The sequence below is a fragment of the Kosakonia sp. Marseille-Q7440 genome (assembly GCF_965119485.1).
In genome coordinates this window covers 2,156,206-2,174,597 of record NZ_CBCPLT010000001.1, presented here as the reverse complement: position 1 = coordinate 2,174,597, position 18,392 = coordinate 2,156,206, and the positions used below count along the sequence as shown (strand labels likewise).

At 55.4% G+C, this 18,392-nt stretch carries 16 protein-coding genes; 9 read left to right on the top strand and 7 right to left on the bottom strand.

Going from position 1 to position 18,392, the window contains the following annotated elements; genetic code table 11:
• Nucleotides 1-81 precede the first annotated feature (81 nt).
• From ACWPW2_RS10040 to dbpA, 6 genes are all read left to right on the top strand, one after another.
• Nucleotides 82-1,698 (top strand): peptide ABC transporter substrate-binding protein, encoded by a 1,617-nt coding sequence (locus ACWPW2_RS10040; RefSeq protein ID WP_454122786.1) that lies wholly within the window; start codon nucleotides 82-84, stop codon nucleotides 1,696-1,698.
• Nucleotides 1,699-2,112: 414 nt separating this feature from the next.
• Nucleotides 2,113-2,301 (top strand): YdiH family protein, encoded by a 189-nt coding sequence (locus ACWPW2_RS10035; protein ID WP_023478583.1) that lies wholly within the window; start codon nucleotides 2,113-2,115, stop codon nucleotides 2,299-2,301.
• A 427-nt stretch (nucleotides 2,302-2,728) separates the two neighbouring features.
• Complete coding sequence (locus tag ACWPW2_RS10030; protein WP_454122784.1) at nucleotides 2,729-3,913, top strand: methyl-accepting chemotaxis protein; 1,185 nt, start codon at nucleotides 2,729-2,731, stop codon at nucleotides 3,911-3,913.
• A gap of 144 nt (nucleotides 3,914-4,057) precedes the next feature.
• Complete coding sequence (zntB, locus tag ACWPW2_RS10025) at nucleotides 4,058-5,041, top strand: zinc transporter ZntB (protein WP_023478760.1); 984 nt, start codon at nucleotides 4,058-4,060, stop codon at nucleotides 5,039-5,041.
• A 277-nt stretch (nucleotides 5,042-5,318) separates the two neighbouring features.
• Nucleotides 5,319-5,468, top strand: a complete 150-nt coding sequence (gene ynaL / locus ACWPW2_RS10020) for a proline-rich small protein YnaL (RefSeq protein WP_023478653.1) — start codon at nucleotides 5,319-5,321, stop codon at nucleotides 5,466-5,468.
• A 62-nt stretch (nucleotides 5,469-5,530) separates the two neighbouring features.
• Nucleotides 5,531-6,904 carry an ATP-dependent RNA helicase DbpA gene (dbpA, locus tag ACWPW2_RS10015; protein ID WP_454122781.1) on the top strand — a complete coding sequence of 458 codons (1,374 nt, stop codon included), beginning with the start codon at nucleotides 5,531-5,533 and terminating at the stop codon, nucleotides 6,902-6,904.
• A gap of 51 nt (nucleotides 6,905-6,955) precedes the next feature.
• On the opposite strand, the gene ttcA is transcribed toward dbpA, so the two are convergent.
• The 5 genes from ttcA to ACWPW2_RS09990 form a co-directional block, all read right to left on the bottom strand.
• The gene (ttcA, locus tag ACWPW2_RS10010) at nucleotides 6,956-7,891 is read right to left on the bottom strand and encodes a tRNA 2-thiocytidine(32) synthetase TtcA (RefSeq protein ID WP_023478810.1); all 936 of its coding nucleotides are present in this window, start codon (nucleotides 7,889-7,891) and stop codon (nucleotides 6,956-6,958) included.
• A gap of 127 nt (nucleotides 7,892-8,018) precedes the next feature.
• Nucleotides 8,019-8,231 carry a KTSC domain-containing protein gene (locus ACWPW2_RS10005; protein WP_023478624.1) on the bottom strand — a complete coding sequence of 71 codons (213 nt, stop codon included), beginning with the start codon at nucleotides 8,229-8,231 and terminating at the stop codon, nucleotides 8,019-8,021.
• A gap of 123 nt (nucleotides 8,232-8,354) precedes the next feature.
• Nucleotides 8,355-11,879, bottom strand: a complete 3,525-nt coding sequence (nifJ, locus tag ACWPW2_RS10000; RefSeq protein ID WP_454122778.1) for a pyruvate:ferredoxin (flavodoxin) oxidoreductase — start codon at nucleotides 11,877-11,879, stop codon at nucleotides 8,355-8,357.
• Between the two features lie 175 nt (nucleotides 11,880-12,054).
• Entirely contained in the window at nucleotides 12,055-12,567 is a 513-nt protein-coding gene (locus tag ACWPW2_RS09995; protein ID WP_454122776.1) for a DUF5384 family protein, read from the bottom strand.
• A gap of 10 nt (nucleotides 12,568-12,577) precedes the next feature.
• Nucleotides 12,578-13,093, bottom strand: coding sequence for a glycine zipper 2TM domain-containing protein (locus ACWPW2_RS09990; protein ID WP_034812163.1), 516 nt, complete (start codon nucleotides 13,091-13,093; stop codon nucleotides 12,578-12,580).
• 404 nt (nucleotides 13,094-13,497) lie between these two features.
• Between ACWPW2_RS09990 and ACWPW2_RS09985 the strand changes: the two genes are divergently transcribed.
• Entirely contained in the window at nucleotides 13,498-13,764 is a 267-nt protein-coding gene (locus ACWPW2_RS09985) for a putative hemolysin (protein WP_312117868.1), read from the top strand.
• Here the strand turns inward: ACWPW2_RS09985 and hslJ are convergent.
• Nucleotides 13,758-14,180, bottom strand: coding sequence for a heat shock protein HslJ (gene hslJ / locus ACWPW2_RS09980; RefSeq protein ID WP_124968264.1), 423 nt, complete (start codon nucleotides 14,178-14,180; stop codon nucleotides 13,758-13,760). The two genes, ACWPW2_RS09985 and hslJ, sit on opposite strands and share 7 nt — an antisense overlap.
• Nucleotides 14,181-14,287: 107 nt before the next feature.
• On the bottom strand, nucleotides 14,288-15,277 hold the full coding sequence (locus ACWPW2_RS09975; protein ID WP_023478880.1) for a 2-hydroxyacid dehydrogenase: 990 nt from the start codon (nucleotides 15,275-15,277) through the stop codon (nucleotides 14,288-14,290).
• A gap of 287 nt (nucleotides 15,278-15,564) precedes the next feature.
• Here ACWPW2_RS09975 and ACWPW2_RS09970 point away from each other — a divergent pair, with 287 nt between their 5' ends.
• Together ACWPW2_RS09970 and ACWPW2_RS09965 are read left to right on the top strand one after the other, a co-directional pair.
• The gene (locus ACWPW2_RS09970; RefSeq protein WP_454122773.1) at nucleotides 15,565-18,204 is read left to right on the top strand and encodes a YdbH family protein; all 2,640 of its coding nucleotides are present in this window, start codon (nucleotides 15,565-15,567) and stop codon (nucleotides 18,202-18,204) included.
• Complete coding sequence (locus ACWPW2_RS09965) at nucleotides 18,201-18,392, top strand: YnbE family lipoprotein (protein ID WP_054803764.1); 192 nt, start codon at nucleotides 18,201-18,203, stop codon at nucleotides 18,390-18,392. Before ACWPW2_RS09970 ends, ACWPW2_RS09965 begins: the two co-directional genes overlap by 4 nt.

The following is an 18,392-nucleotide window of genomic DNA, read 5'->3' as shown; positions in this document are numbered from 1 at the left end:
TATGAGTTTGCATTCCTTAGAGCTAAAACAAATAATTACCGCATCTTTTTTGCGGGATGTGGCACATCACAAGGGGCTTTCATGACATACCGATTTTCAAAACTTTGCTGCGCGCTGGCGCTGTGCGGCTTATCTGTCAGCGTGTTTGCAGCGGATGTGCCGCCGGGAACCCCGCTTGCGGAAAAACAGGAGGTGGTGCGCCACCTCAAAGATGAGCCGGCAACCCTCGATCCGGCAAAAGCCGTTGGCCTGCCGGAAATTCAGGTGATCCGCGATCTGTTTGAAGGCCTGGTCAATCAGAATGAGAAGGGTGAAGTCATTCCCGGCGTGGCGAAAAGCTGGCAGAGCAGCGATAACCGCATCTGGACCTTTACCCTGCGTGATGATGCCCGCTGGTCCGATGGCACGCCGGTCACGGCGCAGGATTTTGTCTACAGCTGGCAGCGGCTGGTTAACCCGCAAACCACATCGCCTTTTGCCGGGTTCGCAGCCTTAGCGGGCATTAGCAATGCGAAAGCGATCACCGATGGCAAAATGGCAGTCGATAAACTGGGCGTCAGCGCGGTGGATGCAAAAACGCTGCGCGTGCAGCTTGATAAACCCCTGCCGTGGTTCCCGAACCTGGCGGCCAGTTTTGCGCTCTATCCGGTGCAGAATAAAAACGTCGAGAGCGGCGCGGATTGGACGCGTCCCGGCAATCTGGTCGGTAACGGCGCATTTGTGCTGACTAACCGTGTGGTGAATGAAAAGCTGGAGCTGGCGCGCAATAAACAGTACTGGGACGATGGCAAAACGGTGATCAATAAGGTGACCTTTGTGCCGATCAATCAGGAGTCCGCCGCAACCAAACGCTATCTGGCGAATGGCGTTGATATCACCGAATCTTTCCCGAAAAACCTCTACCAGAAGCTGCAAAAAGAGATCCCGGGCCAGGTCTATACGCCGCCGCAGCTGGGCACCTATTACTACGCGTTCAATACTCAGAAGGGGCCGACGGCAGATGCGCGCGTGCGCCTGGCGTTGAGCTTAACCATCGATCGCCGGGTGATTGCAGAGAAAGTGTTGGGCAGCGGCGAGAAACCAGCGTGGCGTTTTACCCCGGATGTCACCGCCGGGTTTACGCCGAAGCCGTCGCCGTTTGAACAGATGAGCCAACCCGAGCTCAACGCACAGGCGAAAACTCTGTTGCAGGCGGCAGGATACGGCCCGCAGCGCCCGTTGAAGCTGACGCTGCTTTATAACTCCTCTGAGAACCATCAAAAGATTGCCATTGCGGTGGCGTCGATGTGGAAGAAAAATCTCGGCGCGGAGGTGAAGCTGCAAAATCAGGAGTGGAAAACCTATATCGATAGCCGTAACAGCGGCAATTTCGATGTCATTCGCGCCTCGTGGGTGGGGGATTACAACGAGCCATCGACCTTTCTCTCGGTGTTGACCTCCAACAGCAGCAGCAACATCCCGCGTTTTAGCGATGCGGCCTATGACAAAGCGTTCAATCAGGCGACACAGGAAAATACGCCGGAAGCGCGCAATGCGGATTACAACGAAGCGGAGCAGATTATCGCCAGCAAAGCGCCGATTGCGCCGATTTACCAGTACACCAACGCGCGGTTGATCAAGCCGTGGCTGAAGGGCTACCCGATCACTAACCCGGAAGATGTGGCCTACAGCCGTACGCTTTACATCATCAAGCACTGATAAAAAAATCCCCCTTACATCACGGGAAGTAAGGGGGAAAGTCGTTGATTGCTGAAAGTTTCCTGTCTGGGCAGGTATACCGAAAATTTTAGTTAGGCATTGTGGAGGCACAATGGAGGAAAAAAGGAGACGCAGCCGCAGATGAGCAAAGGGTAAAAAAAAGCCCGCTACAGAGAGCGGGCAAAAAATACTGGAAGCAATGTGAGCAATGTCGTACTGAATAGTTGAGTGGGTTACTCAACTATTCAGTAATGAGAAAGATAATCTTTATCATTTGAACATGCAACTCCTTTTTACATTTTTCCCGCAGGCCGCGTATAGCGGGCGTTTCCGGCAGATCTTTCCGACTTTGGTCAAAAAACAGGCAGCCATTTGTGCTATAGTGCTGATGTTTTAACCAACCAAGAGGATGTTATGTCGAACCCACTCAACCCTACCGAACTGGCCATCGAATACCTGCGTCGCGACAAAAGCGCGCTCACCCCGGCTGAATACCTGAAAAGACTGAATCTGCTGAAACTTGAGTTTGAAGATCTGCTTACGCTCTCCCATAGCGAACTGAAAGAGGAGATCGACTTTGCCTGGCGGCTTGGCATTCACTGATCGTCGCACCACGTTAAAAACGAAAGAGGCGTTATGCTTGCTTGTAAACAAGCAGCAGCGCCTGTTTGATTTCGCTATTAAAAAAATAAACGGCTGGATTTAACATATTATTATCGGCATTAATAACCAAATCTTTAATTATTTAAATAATCTTTATTTTGGCTAAATTAAATATGTAGCGCGTCAAAATTATCTCGCTAATTAAACTATTTTTATATGATATATTGTTATGCCCGATATCTGTTTTTGCGCGGTTTATGGTGTTTTGTGCTGCTTGCTTGGCTGCTGTAAGGTTACTTACTATCACTTAAGTAAAATCTAAGGCGCTTTAAGGCAAACCTCGCATTGCGCTAAATTAGCCGTGTCAAAGCGGATTGCGAGTGTTATAACGAGGCTACCGTTCTCCGGTGTTCTGGCGAGTCTCATTATGTTAAGAAATCTCAGTGTTCGTACCTTTATATTTTTTTACCTTCTGGTCTCTTTTGTTATCGTTGATGCGATAGTGATCGTGCTCTCGAAAAATATCCCATTAATTGCTGCGGTAAGTAGCGTATCCGTTATTTCGCTGGCGTTAATATGGGTATATTTAACGCAGTATCTGGTGACACCAATTAATACGGTGAAGAGAAGTATTGAAGCGGTGACAGCAGGTAATCTGTCGATTGTTATTCCTGAATTTGGTAATAACTGTGCCGGCCGGTTAATCCCCGGTATCAATAGTTTATCTGCAAGTATTGCCGTGCTGGTCAAAGAGATCCGCCTCTCTTCCGATAATGCGCTTGGGCTTTCCGCTCAGCTCGCTTCCCGCAGTGCCGATCTGTCGGTGAAAACGGAAGAGCAATCCGCAGCCCTGGTGCAGACCGCTTCCAGCATGGAGGAGATGGCCTCCAGCACCAAAAACAATGCCGATAACACGCGGCTTGCCAGCACCCGCGCTAATGATGCTTCTTCCTGCGCTGAACGCGGTGGGCAGTTGATGGGGCAGGTGGCGAAGAATATGCAATCCATTACCGATTGCGCGGAGCAGATGCGCGAAATTATCTCCATTATTGATGGCATCGCTTTCCAGACCAATATTCTGGCGCTTAATGCCGCGGTGGAAGCGGCGCGCGCCGGCGATCACGGCAAAGGTTTCTCGGTGGTAGCGGGTGAAGTGCGCAGCCTTGCGCACCGCAGCGCCGAGGCGGCGAAAAACATTAAATCGCTGATCGCGGTCACAACCGATAACGTCACTCAGGGCGCGACGGTGGTGAACGAAGCCGGGCAGAACATGCAGGAGATTGTCTCTGGCGCCAGCATTGTCAGTAAGCTGATGGATGAGATCGCTGTCTCCACGCTGCAACAGGAGAAGGGCATTGCGCAAATCACCCTTGCGCTGGCGGAGCTGGAGCAGGTTACCCAAAGCAACGTGTCGGTGGTCGATGAACTGGCCGGCTCGTCGGATTTGCTGAAACATCGCGTTGAAGAGTTACAGCAACGCACCAGTAAATTCAGCCTGGCTGATGATAAACCCGCGCCTGCGCGTCAACGCGCTGCGCAACCTGAAAAACGGCAGGTGTCGCTTACGGCAGCGGTCGGCGGCGGCCAGGAGAACTACTGGCACTCGTTTTGATAGCCTCTTCGTGGAAAAAAAGCCCGCACTGCGGGCTTTTTTTATGGCAATTCACCGTAATTTGTTAGCAAATTCAGCGCCATGATTGCTTAACGTTGGCGCATGGCTAGACTGTCATCAACTAAGACTGAATGTGGAGGCGCAGTGGAAGCTATTAAAGGAGCGGACCTGCAGGTGCCGGACGCGGTTTACGCGTGGCAGCTTGACGGCAAAGGCGGCGTCAAATCGCTGGCAGCAGATGATGAGATCACCGCCCAGACACCCTGCTGGGTGCACCTGAATTACACCAACCAGGAGAGCGCGCAGTGGCTTGAAACGACGCCCGTGTTACCGAACAGCGTGCGTAACGCACTGGCGGGAGAAAGTTTGCGCCCCAGAGTGAGCCGCATGGGCGAAGGGACGCTGATCACGCTGCGCTGCATTAATGGCAGCACCGATGAACGTCCCGATCAACTGGTCGCCGTGCGCGTTTATATGGACGAGCGGATGATTGTCTCGACGCGCCAACGAAAAGTGCTGGCACTGGATGATGTAGTCAGCGAGCTGGAAGAGGGCAGCGGGCCAACGGACTGCGGCGGCTGGCTGGTGGATGTCTGCGATTCGCTCACCGATCACGCCAGCGAGTTTATTGAATCACTCCATGACCGGATTATCGATCTCGAGGATGACCTGCTCGATCAGCAGGTTCCGCCGCGCGGCATTCTGGCGCTGCTGCGCAAGCAGCTGATTGTGATGCGTCGCTATATGGCACCGCAGCGCGATGTCTTTGCGCGGCTGGCCAGCGAACGTTTGCCGTGGATGAGTGACGATCAGCGCCGCCGCATGCAGGATATCGCCGATCGCCTCGGGCGCGGGCTGGATGAGATTGATGCCTGCATTGCGCGTACCGCCGTGATGACCGACGAGATCACCCAGGTAATGCAGGAGTCGCTGGCGCGACGCTCCTACACCATGTCGCTGATGGCGATGGTTTTTCTTCCCAGCACCTTTTTAACCGGGCTGTTTGGCGTCAACCTCGGCGGCATTCCTGGCGGCGGCTGGCACTTAGGTTTTGCCATCTTCTGCGCCGCCTTAGCGCTACTGATCGGTGGTGTGACCTGGTGGCTGCATCGCAGTAAATGGCTGTAAAATTTAACCTTTTTAACATTAATTGAACATTAAAACGCCACTTAAGTTGAGCGAGGTCAATAAACGCCGCCGCTATTCAGGGCAATATTCACGTCGCAGGTGAATGCAACGTCAAGCGATGGGCGTTGCGCTCCATATTGTCTTACTTCCTTTTTTTGAATTACTGCATAGCACAATTGATTCGTACGATGCCGACTTAATCAGTCGGCTTTTTTTTTGCCTCTGCGCCATGAGCTTCTACCTTTAAAGTAACGACAATGCTGAAGTGGAGATCACCATGGCTACTCTGACGTTACGCAACGCCCTCTATTCACTGCCGCCCGATCCCGTGCCGAACGACCCGGTGCCTATTCCCGACCCGATCCCCAAACCGCAGCCGTTGCCGGATCCGCCGCCGGATGAAGAGCCGATTAAAATGTCGCGTTAAGGGGGCAGATCTGAGAGGATACGCGCCTGCTGAACCGAAGCCTTTTATCGCGAGACTTTATTTTGACCGCTTTTTCAACACTGAACATGCTGCCCGCCGCCCAGATCGACAATCTTAACGAACTGGGCTACCTCACCATGACGCCCGTGCAGGCTGCTGCACTCCCCCTGATTCTGGCCGGAAAAGATGTCCGCGTGCAGGCAAAAACCGGCAGCGGTAAAACAGCGGCATTTGGTCTTGGCGTATTGCAGCACATTGACAGCAGCCGTTTTCAGACCCAGTCGCTGATTTTATGCCCGACGCGCGAGCTGGCGGATCAGGTAGCCAGCGAACTGCGCCGTCTGGCGCGCTCAATGCCGAACACCAAAATTTTGACGCTTTGCGGCGGTCAGCCGTTTGGCGCGCAGCGCGATTCCTTGCAGCATGCGCCGCATATCATTGTCGCCACGCCGGGCCGCCTGCTGGACCATCTGCAAAAAAGCACGGTCTCGCTGGAGAACCTGCAAACGCTGGTGATGGATGAAGCCGATCGCATGCTCGATATGGGCTTTAGCGACGCCATTGACGAGGTTATTCGCTTCGCCCCGGCGCAGCGCCAGACCTTACTCTTTTCCGCCACCTGGCCGGAAGCTATCGCGGCAATCAGCGGGCGTGTACAGCGCAACCCGGAAACGGTTGAGATCGATACCGTCGACGATCTGCCGGCTATCGAGCAGCAATTTTTTGAAGTCTCCCGTCACGGCAAAATCGCGCTGTTGCAAAAACTGCTGAGCGTTCACCGCCCGGCCTCCTGCGTGGTCTTCTGCAATACCAAAAAAGATTGCCAGGAAGTGTGCGATGCTCTGAATGCCGCAGGTCAGGAGGCGCTGGCGCTGCATGGGGATCTGGAGCAGCGCGACCGCGACCAGACGCTGGTGCGTTTTGCTAACGGCAGCGCCCGCGTGCTGGTGGCGACTGATGTCGCCGCGCGCGGTCTGGATATCAAATCCCTTGAGCTGGTTGTGAACTACGAGCTGGCATGGGATCCGGAAGTGCACGTTCACCGTATCGGGCGCACCGCGCGCGCCGGGAATCAGGGGCTGGCAATCAGCCTCTGCGCACCGGAAGAGGCGCAGCGGGCAAATATTCTCTCTGAAATGCTGCACCTGAAGCTGAACTGGCTGACTGCGCCAGCCAATGTCGCCATCGCGCCGCTGGCGTCAGAGATGACCACGCTCTGCATTGACGGCGGTAAGAAAGCCAAAATGCGTCCGGGCGATGTGCTGGGTGCGTTAACCGGGGAGATGGGGCTGGAGGGGGCCGATATCGGCAAGATCACCGTCCATCCCGCGCATGTCTATGTCGCAGTACGGCAGAGCGTGGCGCGCCAGGCGTGGAAGCAGCTGCAAAACGGTAAGATTAAAGGCAAAGCCTGCCGCGTGCGCTTGCTGAAATAACGCCAGCATCATTAAAAAAGCCTCTCAGTGAGTGACCTGAGAGGCTTTTTTTTACTTCACTTCAATCACATTCAGCCGTAGCTCATCGAGCTGGGCATCATCCTCTTCCGGCTGCCAGCCAACCGGCTGCGTCGGGATCTCTTCGCGATCGAATGCCAGATCGCCGCCGTTGACCACTTCCGAACCATGTTTGATCCCTTTGAAATCAAACAGGTTGATATCACTCAGGTGCGACGGCACAACATTCTGCATCGCGCTGAACATGGTTTCGATACGGCCCGGGTAGCGTTTATCCCAGTCGCGCAGCATATCGGCAATCACCTGGCGCTGCAGGTTCGGCTGTGAACCGCAGAGGTTGCACGGAATAATCGGGAAGCCTTTGGCTTCGGAGAAGCGCTCAATATCTTTCTCGCGGCAGTAGGCCAGCGGGCGGATAACAATGTGCTTGCCATCATCGCTCATCAGCTTCGGCGGCATGCCTTTCATCTTGCCGCCGTAGAACATATTGAGGAACAGGGTTTGCAGAATATCGTCGCGGTGGTGGCCGAGAGCGATTTTCGTCGCGCCCAGTTCGGTGGCGGTGCGGTAGAGAATGCCGCGGCGCAGGCGTGAACAGAGCGAGCAGGTGGTTTTGCCTTCCGGGATCTTCTCTTTCACGATGCCGTAGGTGTTCTCTTCGACGATTTTGTACTCGACGCCCTGCGCTTCAAGGTACTCAGGCAGAATATGCTCCGGGAAACCAGGCTGTTTCTGATCGAGGTTGACCGCAATCAGCGAGAAGTTGACCGGCGCACTCTGCTGCAGGTTGCGCAAGATCTCCAGCATGGTGTAGCTATCTTTGCCGCCGGAGAGGCAAACCATAATCCGGTCGCCTTCTTCAATCATATTGAAGTCGGCAATCGCCTCGCCGACGTTGCGGCGCAGACGCTTCTGCAACTTGTTGAGGTTGTACTGTTCTTTTTTGCTAATTTCTTGATTTTGCGACATGAAAAAGGCTCAATTCGGTTTTTTTGCGCCAGCGGTCCATAAACCACAGGCAGAGATACGCGATTAGGGCGGGATTGTACCAATGATTTACGCCTGTGGCAGGTATTTATCACCTGGTAATGGCAGCTCAGGCGATGCGCTTTTCCTTATATTTGCCTTTCACCACGCCATCATAAAAACGGCCTTTCGAAACGACGGTAAGAAAAAGGGTAAAAATGCGCTCAGGCACCTCGTGATATTGAAAGGTGCGCTTGTCGTGAAAGCGGATCTCCAGCGTGCGGCTTTGCGGGTCATACCCGACAGAGACAATTCGTGATGATGTAACAGGGTGATGACGCATGAAGATGTCCTGGCCGCCGGGTTGAGTGGTGATTATTAGCCAGCTTGCCGCCCGTTGTCATGCAAAACAGTGACATAAAAAAGCCGCCGGGCGTCAACCGGCGGCTTTTATTTGCTTTGAGCGTTATTCAGCCGCGCTTTTTTCCGCTTTACCGGCCAGTTGCGCGAGGAAGTCGTAGCGTTTTTGCAGATCTGCCGCTGCATCTTTCCACAACTGCTCAGCCACTTCCGGCTGCTGCGCATTCAGGCGTTTAAAGCGCTGCTCATTAAGCAACGTTTCTGCCAGCGCATCCGAAGGCGGCCGGGAGTCGAGCGCCAGCGGGATTTTGCCCTCGGCTTCACGACGTGGATCGTAGCGATAGAGCGGCCAGAAGCCGGTGGCGGTCAGCTGGCGCATCTGATCGTGGCTCAGCGCCAGATCGTAGCCATGCTCCTCGCACGGGCTGTAGGCGATAATCAGCGACGGGCCGGGGTAAGCCTCCGCTTCCTGAATCGCTTTCACCGTCTGGTTAAGCTGCGCGCCGAGAGAGATCTGCGCAACGTAGACATGACCATACATCATCATGCTGACGCCGAGATCTTTGCGCGCTTTGCGCTTACCGTGCTCGCCAAACTTGGTGACCGCACCGAGCGGCGTCGCCTTCGAAGCCTGTCCGCCGGTGTTGGAGTAACACTGGGTATCAAGCACCAGGATATTGACGTTCTCGGTCAGGCTCATCACATGATCCAGGCCGCCAAAACCGATATCGTAGGCCCAGCCATCGCCGCCAATCAGCCAGATCGATTTCTCGACCAGCGCATCGGCATCGGTCAGCAGCTGCTGCGCGCCTTCCACATCGGCCAGCACACTGCGCAGGGCCGCCACCTGATCGCGGCGCACCTCTGGCGTGGCATCGGCACGCAGAGCCGCAAGCAGGTCGGCGGGCAGCGCGTCAGCAAACTGCTCTACCAGGCGCATAACGCGCTGGCGATGCTGGTCGACACTCAGGCGGAAGCCAAGCCCGAATTCGGCGTTATCTTCAAACAGCGAGTTGGCCCACGCCGGCCCGCGCCCGTTCGCATCGGTGGTGTAGGGGGTTGAGGGTAGATTGCCGCCATAAATCGAGGAGCAGCCGGTGGCGTTAGCGATCATCATGCGGTCGCCATAAAGCTGGGTCAGCAACTTAATATAGGGCGTTTCGCCGCAGCCGGAGCAGGCACCCGAGTACTCAAACAGCGGCGAAATAAGCTGCGAGGTACGAATATCAATGCGCTCCAGCTGGCTGCGGTCAATCTCCGGCAGGTCGAGGAAGAAGTCATAATTGGCTTTCTCCTCTTCAACATGCTCAAGGCGCGACATCATATTGATCGCCTTGATCTCCGGGTTCTGGCGATCTTTCGCCGGGCAGACCTCAACGCAGAGGTTACAGCCGGTGCAATCTTCCGGCGCCACCTGCAGAACATATTTCTGGCCGCGCATATCGCGCGCTTTCACATCCAGCGAATGCAGGCTTGCCGGCGCATCCTCCATCGCATGCGGCGGCACCACTTTGGCGCGGATCGCCGAATGCGGGCAGGCGGCTACGCAGTGGTTACACTGGGTGCAAAGTTCCTCTTTCCAGATCGGGATCGCCTCGGCAATATTGCGCTTCTCCCAGCGCGTGGTGCCCACCGGCCAGGTGCCATCCGGCGGCAGCGCAGAGACGGGCAGGGCGTCGCCAAGCCCGGCCAGCATCGCTGCCGTCACGGTTTTAACAAAGTCCGGAGCGCTGTCTGAGACCACCGGCGGGCGATGGGCGCTTTGGCTATCAACCTCTTGCAGCGGCACTTCGGCCAGCGATTCGCGCGCCAGCGCCAGTGCCTGCCAGTTGCGCTCAACTAACTCCTGGCCTTTGCTGCTGTAGCTTTTCGCAATCGCGCCCTGCAACGCCGTTAACGCGCTATCGCCCGGCAGGATGGCGGTGAGGTGGAAAAAGGCCATCTGCATCACGGTGTTAATGCGCGCACCCAGCCCGCATTCGCGGGCAATTTTTGCCGCGTTAACCACATAAAAACGGGCGTTTTTCTGCCTGAGCACCGCCTGCACTTCCTGCGGCAGACGCGACCACACTTCATCCGCGCTGTAAGGCGTGTTGAGCAGGAAAATACCGCCCGGTTTCAGGCGCTCTGCCATCTGATATTTGTCGATAAACTGCAACTGGTGACAGCCGACAAAATCGGCCTGCGATACCAGATAGGCCGAGTTGATCGGCCTTTCGCTGACGCGCAGGTGGGACACCGTCAGCCCGCCCGCTTTTTTGGAGTCATAGACAAAGTAACCCTGGGCGTACCACGGCGTCGCATTGCCAATGATCTTGATATTGTTCTTGGTCGCCGAGACGCTGCCATCGCTGCCGAGCCCATAAAAGAGCGCTTCCAGTTTGGCGTGCGACGGCAGGGTGTTTTCCGGCAGCGGCAGGGAGAGGTGAGTCACATCATCATAAATGCCGACGGTGAAGCGCGGCTTCGGTTTATCGGCGCGCAGCTCATTAAAGACGGCCAGGACACACTCCGGACCGAACTCTTTCGACGACAACCCGTAGCGGCCGCCAATCACGCGCGGCAAGGTTTCGCGCTCACCGCGATTAAAGGCTTCCGCCAGCGCGGTCATCACATCGAGATAGAGCGGCTCCGCCTGCGCGCCTGGCTCTTTAGTGCGATCCAGCACCGCCACGCTGCGCACGCTTTGCGGCAGCACCGCCAGCAGATGCGCGGCGCTGAAGGGGCGATAGAGCCGCACTTTCAGCACGCCGACTCTTTCACCGCGCGTCAGCAACTCATCAATCACCTCTTCGCAGGTGCCAATCGCCGAGCCCATCAGCACGATCACGCGCTCCGCCTGCGGGTGGCCATAATACTCAAACGGTTTGTAGTGGCGACCCGTGGCGGCGGCAAAATCATCCATCGCCTGCTCAACATGGTCGTAAACGGCGTTGTACCACGGGTTTGTCGCTTCGCGGGACTGGAAATAGGTGTCCGGGTTAGCAGAAGTACCGCGGATCACCGGGTGTTCCGGGTTGAGAGCCCGCGCGCGATGTTGGTCAATCTCATGTTCAGGCATCAGCGTGCGCAGGGTGTCGTCTGAGAGCGGCACGATCTTATTAATCTCGTGCGAGGTGCGAAAACCATCAAAGAAGTGAATAAATGGCACGCGGCTCTTTAGCGTGGCGATATGGGAGATAAGGGCAAAATCCTGGGCTTCCTGCACGCTGCTGGCGCAGAGCAGGGCGCAGCCGGTCTGGCGCACCGCCATCACATCGGAGTGGTCGCCAAAAATCGACAGCGCATGAGTCGCGACGGTTCGCGCGGCAACATGCAGCACGAAGGGGGTTAACTGCCCGGCCAGCTTATAGAGGGTCGGGATCATCAGCAGCAAACCCTGCGATGAGGTGAACGACGTTGAGAGTGCGCCGGTCTGCAATGCCCCGTGAACGGCGGCAATCGCAGCCGCTTCTGACTGCATCTCTACCACGCGCGGCGTGTCGCCCCAGATATTCTTCAGGCCGTTTCCTGCCCAGGCATCTGCCTGTTCAGCCATCGTTGAACTGGGGGTAATCGGGTAGATGGCGATAACTTCACTGGTGCGGTACGCAACGGATGCGACTGCGCCATTACCGTCAATTGTGATCATAAAGCACCCTTACATTGCTCAAAAGAAGGGACGCGTTTTACGGCGACGAGTCCTGTAATTGTTAAGCAAGTATAAGACTTTTCTCTAATCCCCTGAACTTACGTGGTCTTCGAGTGCACAAATTGATCCAGGCGGTGCAATAAAAAAGCGGAACATAATGTTCCGCCTTACGCTGTTACCACCAACTGCTGGCTTCTTTTTCTCTGGCTTTACCTTCGCTTTGCATTAACGCTTTCCCCCCTGATGAGAGGTTACGCCGGGCGTCAGCTTCAGACTGAATGACATCCGTTTGTGCCGCTCGCTGTTTAAGCTCTTGCTCAACGAAATCCTTCTCTCGCTGCACGCGAGCTGATTTTGCCTGCAGCTCCAGGCGCCGGTTTTCAATCTCAAGATCGCGAAGTTGATCCTCAAATTGCCGATCGCGTTTTTTATCTGCGGCTATTTCAGCTTCACGCTTCGCCTGCCTGGCATTTATAGCCGCACGCTGAGCCGCGGCCGCTGCTCTTTTTTTCTCCAGGTGCTGGCGTCTTTTTTCTCGCCAGTACTCTTTTTCCTGCTGTGCCTGCATTTCGCCTTCACTTTCAGCAGTAGCGACTGCTTTTAATTGCTCCTGAAGCGTTGCGGCACAAAGATAATCAGGGGTAAAAGTTACGGCCGCCAAAAAAACAAATAAAGCTGCGCGTTTCATTTTTGACCTTTTATTTTTTCTCAGGGCAGGTGGCGTTGGGTTGAATACGCGTCTCGTCTTTGCCCATGGAGATAATTACCGCAAGGCCCGGTGTAAACATGCAGCTTTTTCCCACCTGGGTGGAGGAGAATACATGTTTACCCTCTTTGTAGCTTAAGGTAACGGCTTCAACCAGAACCTTATCTTTGACGAGAGAGCCCGCCGCCGCACCGATCGCGCCGCCGCCCACGCCGCCAGCTACGGTGTTCAGCGTAGAGCCACTCTCGATATTGTGCCCGGCAACGCCACCGGCAACCGCGCCCAGTACGGCACCAAATGTCTGCGCGGCTTTTTTATTCTCACTATTATCCACCGCAACTTTAGCTGGCAGGACCGATAAAATTGTGACGGTTTTCGTTTTTTGTTTGGCATTAACCTGACCGGCGCTGTAAACATCTGCCGCCAAATAATCAGCATTTGATTGACAACCCATTAACGAAAAGCAGGAAAGAAGCGTTGCTGCACAAAACGTTTTTTTAAATAACATAACGGTAACCATTTTTTTAATTAAGGGAAAAATCTGTGCGCGATATTAAGGGAGCGTGTAATTATTTTTCAATTACTTTCGGAAATATTGAGATCTGTTTGAATAAAAAATGGTGTAAATATAATTCGTGTATATTTATTATAAGGAAAACATATAAAAAAGAAATAAAAGTGACCGCCGTTATTAAAAAAAACGTTAAACAGTCTCGCGTGATCGAGGATGCAACCGCTTCTCCCATCCGCCGCAGCGAACAACCACGTGCGAGGGGCGATCCCGGGGCATTATTAGAAAAATCGCAAAAAAGTGTTTCACCACGCCACAAAGATGAGTTTCAGCTCTCGACGTATTGCGCCGGGCTGCCTATGATGCTTGGGTTTCGCTTTTTTGATGGGGGAGAGGAAGAGATGCGTTCAGCATTATGGATCGGGTGTGCCGCACTGTTATTGTCAGCCTGCAGCAGTGAACCTGTTCAGCAGGCAACCGCCGCGCACGTTGTGCCAGGGTTAAAAGCGGCGATGTCCAACAGTGGGCAGGCCAACTGCGCGATGATCGGCGGTTCAATGTCCGTCGCACGCCAGCTTGATGGGTCAATGACAGGGATGTGTGCACTGCCAAATGGCAAACGCTGCAGCGAGCAGTCGCTTGCCACCGGCAGTTGCGGAAGTTACTGAGCGTTCGCGGCGCGGGTGTAAATCAGGGTCTGCGTCGCGGTGGTCAGCGTCAGCTGATTCCCGGTCAGATCGACCTGCGCGCCCTCGGCGAGCATTGCATTAATGGTGTGATCCAGTTCGTTACGCTGCGCGTCCGGACACATCATCATCGTCATCGCCAGATGTTTCACGGTTAAGGCACCTTCAGAGAGCTTGCCCTGGCCGGTGAAACCGTTACACATTTTGCCGGATACGCGCAGATCTTTATCAAAACGGATCTCGGGTTTCGGCTCGTCTGGCGCAACGCTTTTGCCATTAAATGTAGTCAATACAAAGCGCTGATTTTCCAGTTGTTCTGGTTTCAGCTGTACGGCGCGGGAACTGACGCAGCCAGCAAGCACTGCGCTCAACGCGACCAAAGCGATCAATTTTTTCATCTTTTCCTCTGGGTTCGTTCCATCAAAACGGTGGGAATTGTACCCGGTCGAACAGCCGTGTCACCGGGGTTACTCTTAAAACGCTCCCCGGCGATGGGGAGCGCGTCTCAGGTCAGCGCGTTCGGGCAGCTTTCGCCCTCATGCAGCTGACGCAAGTTTTCCAGCGTCGTTTCCGAAATACTGGTCAATGCTTCGGCGGTCAGGAAGGCCTGATGGCCGGTAAACAGCACGTTGTGGCAGGCGGACAAGCGGCGGAAGACATCATCCTGAATCACATCATTGGATTTATCTTCAAAGAAGAGATCGCGCTCGTTCTCATACACGTCCATCCCCAGCGCGCCAATCTTCTGCGTTTTTAATGCTTCGATCGCGGCCTGGGAATCCACCAGCCCGCCGCGGCTGGTGTTAATGATCATCACGCCGTTTTTCATCTGCTCAAACGCGGTCTGGTTGAGCAGATGGAAGTTCTCCGGCGTCAGCGGGCAGTGCAGTGAGATGACGTCCGACTGCGAAAAGAGCGTTTGCAGATCGACATACTCGACGCCCATATCCAGCGCCGCTGCGCTCGGGTAGGGATCAAACGCCAGCAGGCGCATACCGAAACCTTTCAGAATACGCAGCGCGGCAACGCCGATTTTCCCGGTGCCAATGACACCCGCCGTTTTACCGTACATGGTGAAACCGGTGAGGCCTTCAAGGGAGAAGTTGGCATCGCGGGTACGCTGATAAGCGCGGTGAATGCGGCGGTTCAGCGTCATCATCATACCGATAGCATGCTCAGCCACTGCTTCCGGAGAATAGGCCGGTACGCGCACCACGCTCAACCCTAACTCTTTTGCCGCATCCAGATCGACGTTGTTAAAGCCGGCGCAGCGCAGGGCGATAAACTTCACGCCGAGCTTTTTTAGCTCTTCCAGCACCGGGCGGCTGCCGTCATCATTGACGAAAATACAGACACCTTCGCAGCCATTAGCGGTTTTGGCGGTCTTTTCCGTTAACAAAAAGTCGAAAAATTCAAGATCGTAGCCATAACGCTCGTTTACCTGCTGCAAATACTTTTTATCGTATTGCTTTGTGCTGTATATCGCGAGTTTCATAAGACTTTTCTCCAATGATTTTCTGCCTCTATTATCACGTTTTAAAATTATTAAGTAAATGCTCAACTATTGTTTAGAGACAGAGGCGAGGTGAATGCTTCCAGATTGAGTATATGTCCATCCCGCGAAGAGAGATCAACGGCTCATCGTCTGAGCGCCCATTAGGGGTAAACGCAGCGGCCAGTCTATGATTAACGAGGCGTGTGCGTTCAATATCGCGCCGCGACGTGGCACAATAGACGCCAGTTTCGCCTCAATTAGATGCAAAATCAGGATATTAGCCGCCCATGAAGGGTAAATACAAGGCCGCCATCGCACTGGTACTACTGTTTATACTGCTGCCGCTCACGCTGCTACTGACGCTGGCGCAATGGGTGCCGACGCTGGTCGGCATCTGGTTGCCCGCCGGCACGCGCATCGCCATGAGCGACAGCCCGCGCCTCACGCTCCGCTCCCTCTATATACCCGATTTACGCTACATCACCGATGACTGTACCCTCGCTGAGCTCAGCAATGCCCGGCTGACCCATCCTAGCCGCTGGCAGCTGCATATTGATGCGCTGGAGATTAACACCGCCTGCCTGAATAAACTCGCCAAAAATGACGAAGATAACAGCGCGCCGCGCTCGCTGGCGCAGTGGCAATCGCTGCTGCCTTACAGCTGGGTGACCGTCGATCGCCTGACGGTATCACCGTGGAAAACGTGGCAGGGCAAACTTTCGCTGGCGCTGACGCCGCAGGTTCAGGCGCTCACTTATCAGGGCGATCGCGTTGAACTCAGCGCCCGCCTGCAAGGCCAGAAGCTGAACGTCAATCGTATGGCGCTAAAGCTGTTTAACGATCAGCCGCCGTTTAATCTTGGCGGTGAATTTACGCTGCCCAACGATCCGGCGGGCATCCCGGTGAACGGGCATATGGAGAGTACCCTGACGATGCCGCAGCAGCCGCACATTCTCGATGTCGATCTCGACTGGCGCGATAACCAGGGGCAACTGATTGTGATGGCGCGCGGCGAAGGGGAGCCGCTGCTGGATCTTCCCTGGCAGATGAGCGAACAGCGCTTCGCCATCAGCGACGGGCGCTGGAACTGGCCTTATCAGGGCTTTCCGTTAAGCGGACGCGTCGGCGTGAATATCGACAACTGGCAGGCCGGACTTGAAAATGCGCGCATCAGCGGTCGGTTAAATGTCTTAACTCAGGGCGATGCCGGCAAAGGCAATGCTGTGCTCAACTTCGGCCCGGGACGCCTCAGCCCTGGCAACAGCGATATGCCGCTACAGCTGACCGGTGAGGCGAAGCAGGGCGATTTGATCTTCTACGCCGTGCTACCCGGCCGTCTCAGCGGTAGCGTTGAGGATCCGCACCTGGCTTTCAGCCCCGGCGCGCTGCTGCGCTCTCGAGGGCGCATTATTGATTCGCTCAATATTGATGAGGTGCGCTGGCCGCTGGCGGGTGTCAGCCTGACGCAGCGCGGCATCGACGGGCGCTTGCAGGCCATTCTGCGCGCCCATGAGAATGCGCTCGGCGACTTTACCCTCCATCTTGACGGCCGCGCCGAGGATTTCCTGCCGGATAATGGGCTGTGGCGCTGGCGCTACTGGGGCGAGGGTCATTTCACGCCGATGCACGCCCGCTGGGATGTTGCCGGACGCGGGGAGTGGCGGGGCGAAGCCATCACTTTAACGGAACTCTCTACCGGCTTCGATCAGTTGCAATATGGTGCCATGCAGATGAGTAAGCCGAGGCTGGTACTGGATAAACCGGTCCGCTGGCTGCGTGATAGTGCAAAACCGCGCTTTACCGGCGCTCTGACGCTGGATGCGGGCAAAACGACCTTTAGCAGCGGCAGCGTTTTGCCGCCTTCAACTCTGCATTTCAGCGTCGACGGCACAGAGCCGACGCGCTTCCAGTTCAAAGGCGCGCTGAATGCCGAAGCGATTGGCCCAGTGCAGGTGAATGGGCGCTGGGACGGCGAGCGCCTGCGCGGCCAGGCGTGGTGGCCACAGCAATCCCTGACGGTGTTCCAGCCGCTGGTGCCGCCGGAGTGGAAAATGAATCTGCTCGACGGCTCGCTCTATGCGCAGGTCGCCTTTTCCGCCGCAGCCGATCAGGGCTTTGAAGCGGGCGGTCATGGCGTGCTGAAGAACGGTAGCGTCTGGACGCCGGATAACGAAATCCACGGCGTCGACTTTGTGCTGCCGTTCCGCTACCGCGATGCTACCTGGCAACTGGGCACGCGCCACCCGGTGTCGCTGCGCATCGGTGAAGTAGTTAATCAGGTGACGGCGAAAAATATCACCGCCGATTTACAGGGTGCGTGGCCCTACAGCGAGGAGAACCCGCTAACCCTCAGCGATGTCAGCGTCGATGTGCTCGGCGGCAAAGTGACTCTGCAACAGCTCCGTCTGCCGCAGCACGATGCGGCGCTGCTGCGCCTGAAGCATATTGAAGCGAGTGAAGTGATAAGCGCGGTGAATCCGAAGCAGTTTGCGCTCTCCGGCCCCGTTGACGGCGCGCTGCCGCTGTGGCTCGATAACCCACGCTGGATTATTAAAGATGGCTGGCTGCATAACCCAGGGCCGATGACGCTGCGACTCGATAAAAACACCGCAGACGCCATCGTCAACGACCATATGGCAGCGGGCGCGGCGATTAACTGGCTGCGCTATATGGAAATTTCGCGCTCGTGGACGAAGATCGATGTCGATAATCTGGGGCAATTAACCCTGCGCGCGAAACTCTCGGGCACCAGTTATGCCGAAGGCAAAAGCGGGCGTGTTAATCTCAACTACACCCATCAGGAAAATCTGTTCACGCTATGGCGCAGTCTGCGTTTTGCTGACAATTTACAGTCATGGCTGGAGCAACATGCGGCGCTGCCCGATACGCGCTGCAAAAAGGGCACGTCGTGCGAGGAAAAGAGATGAGAACCCTGAAAATCGTGCCAGGCCTGCTGGCGGTAACGCTGCTGGCTGGCTGTACGCCACGGATTGAAGTGGCGGCGCCGAAAGAGCCGATCACCATCAACATGAACGTCAAAATTGAGCATGAGATCCATATCAAGGTCGATAAAGATGTGGAGAGCCTGCTGAAATCCCGAAGCGATCTCTTCTGA

Coding starts and splice junctions, on each gene's coding strand:
- ACWPW2_RS10040 (WP_454122786.1), top strand. CDS start 82: ATGACATACCGATTTTCAAAACTTTGCTGCGCGCTGGCGCTGTGCGGC.
- ACWPW2_RS10035 (WP_023478583.1), top strand. CDS start 2,113: ATGTCGAACCCACTCAACCCTACCGAACTGGCCATCGAATACCTGCGT.
- ACWPW2_RS10030 (WP_454122784.1), top strand. CDS start 2,729: ATGTTAAGAAATCTCAGTGTTCGTACCTTTATATTTTTTTACCTTCTG.
- ynaL (WP_023478653.1), top strand. CDS start 5,319: ATGGCTACTCTGACGTTACGCAACGCCCTCTATTCACTGCCGCCCGAT.
- ttcA (WP_023478810.1), bottom strand. CDS start 7,891: ATGTCGCAAAATCAAGAAATTAGCAAAAAAGAACAGTACAACCTCAAC.
- ACWPW2_RS10005 (WP_023478624.1), bottom strand. CDS start 8,231: ATGCGTCATCACCCTGTTACATCATCACGAATTGTCTCTGTCGGGTAT.
- nifJ (WP_454122778.1), bottom strand. CDS start 11,879: ATGATCACAATTGACGGTAATGGCGCAGTCGCATCCGTTGCGTACCGC.
- ACWPW2_RS09995 (WP_454122776.1), bottom strand. CDS start 12,567: ATGAAACGCGCAGCTTTATTTGTTTTTTTGGCGGCCGTAACTTTTACC.
- ACWPW2_RS09990 (WP_034812163.1), bottom strand. CDS start 13,093: ATGTTATTTAAAAAAACGTTTTGTGCAGCAACGCTTCTTTCCTGCTTT.
- ACWPW2_RS09985 (WP_312117868.1), top strand. CDS start 13,498: ATGCGTTCAGCATTATGGATCGGGTGTGCCGCACTGTTATTGTCAGCC.
- hslJ (WP_124968264.1), bottom strand. CDS start 14,180: ATGAAAAAATTGATCGCTTTGGTCGCGTTGAGCGCAGTGCTTGCTGGC.
- ACWPW2_RS09975 (WP_023478880.1), bottom strand. CDS start 15,277: ATGAAACTCGCGATATACAGCACAAAGCAATACGATAAAAAGTATTTG.
- ACWPW2_RS09970 (WP_454122773.1), top strand. CDS start 15,565: ATGAAGGGTAAATACAAGGCCGCCATCGCACTGGTACTACTGTTTATA.
- ACWPW2_RS09965 (WP_054803764.1), top strand. CDS start 18,201: ATGAGAACCCTGAAAATCGTGCCAGGCCTGCTGGCGGTAACGCTGCTG.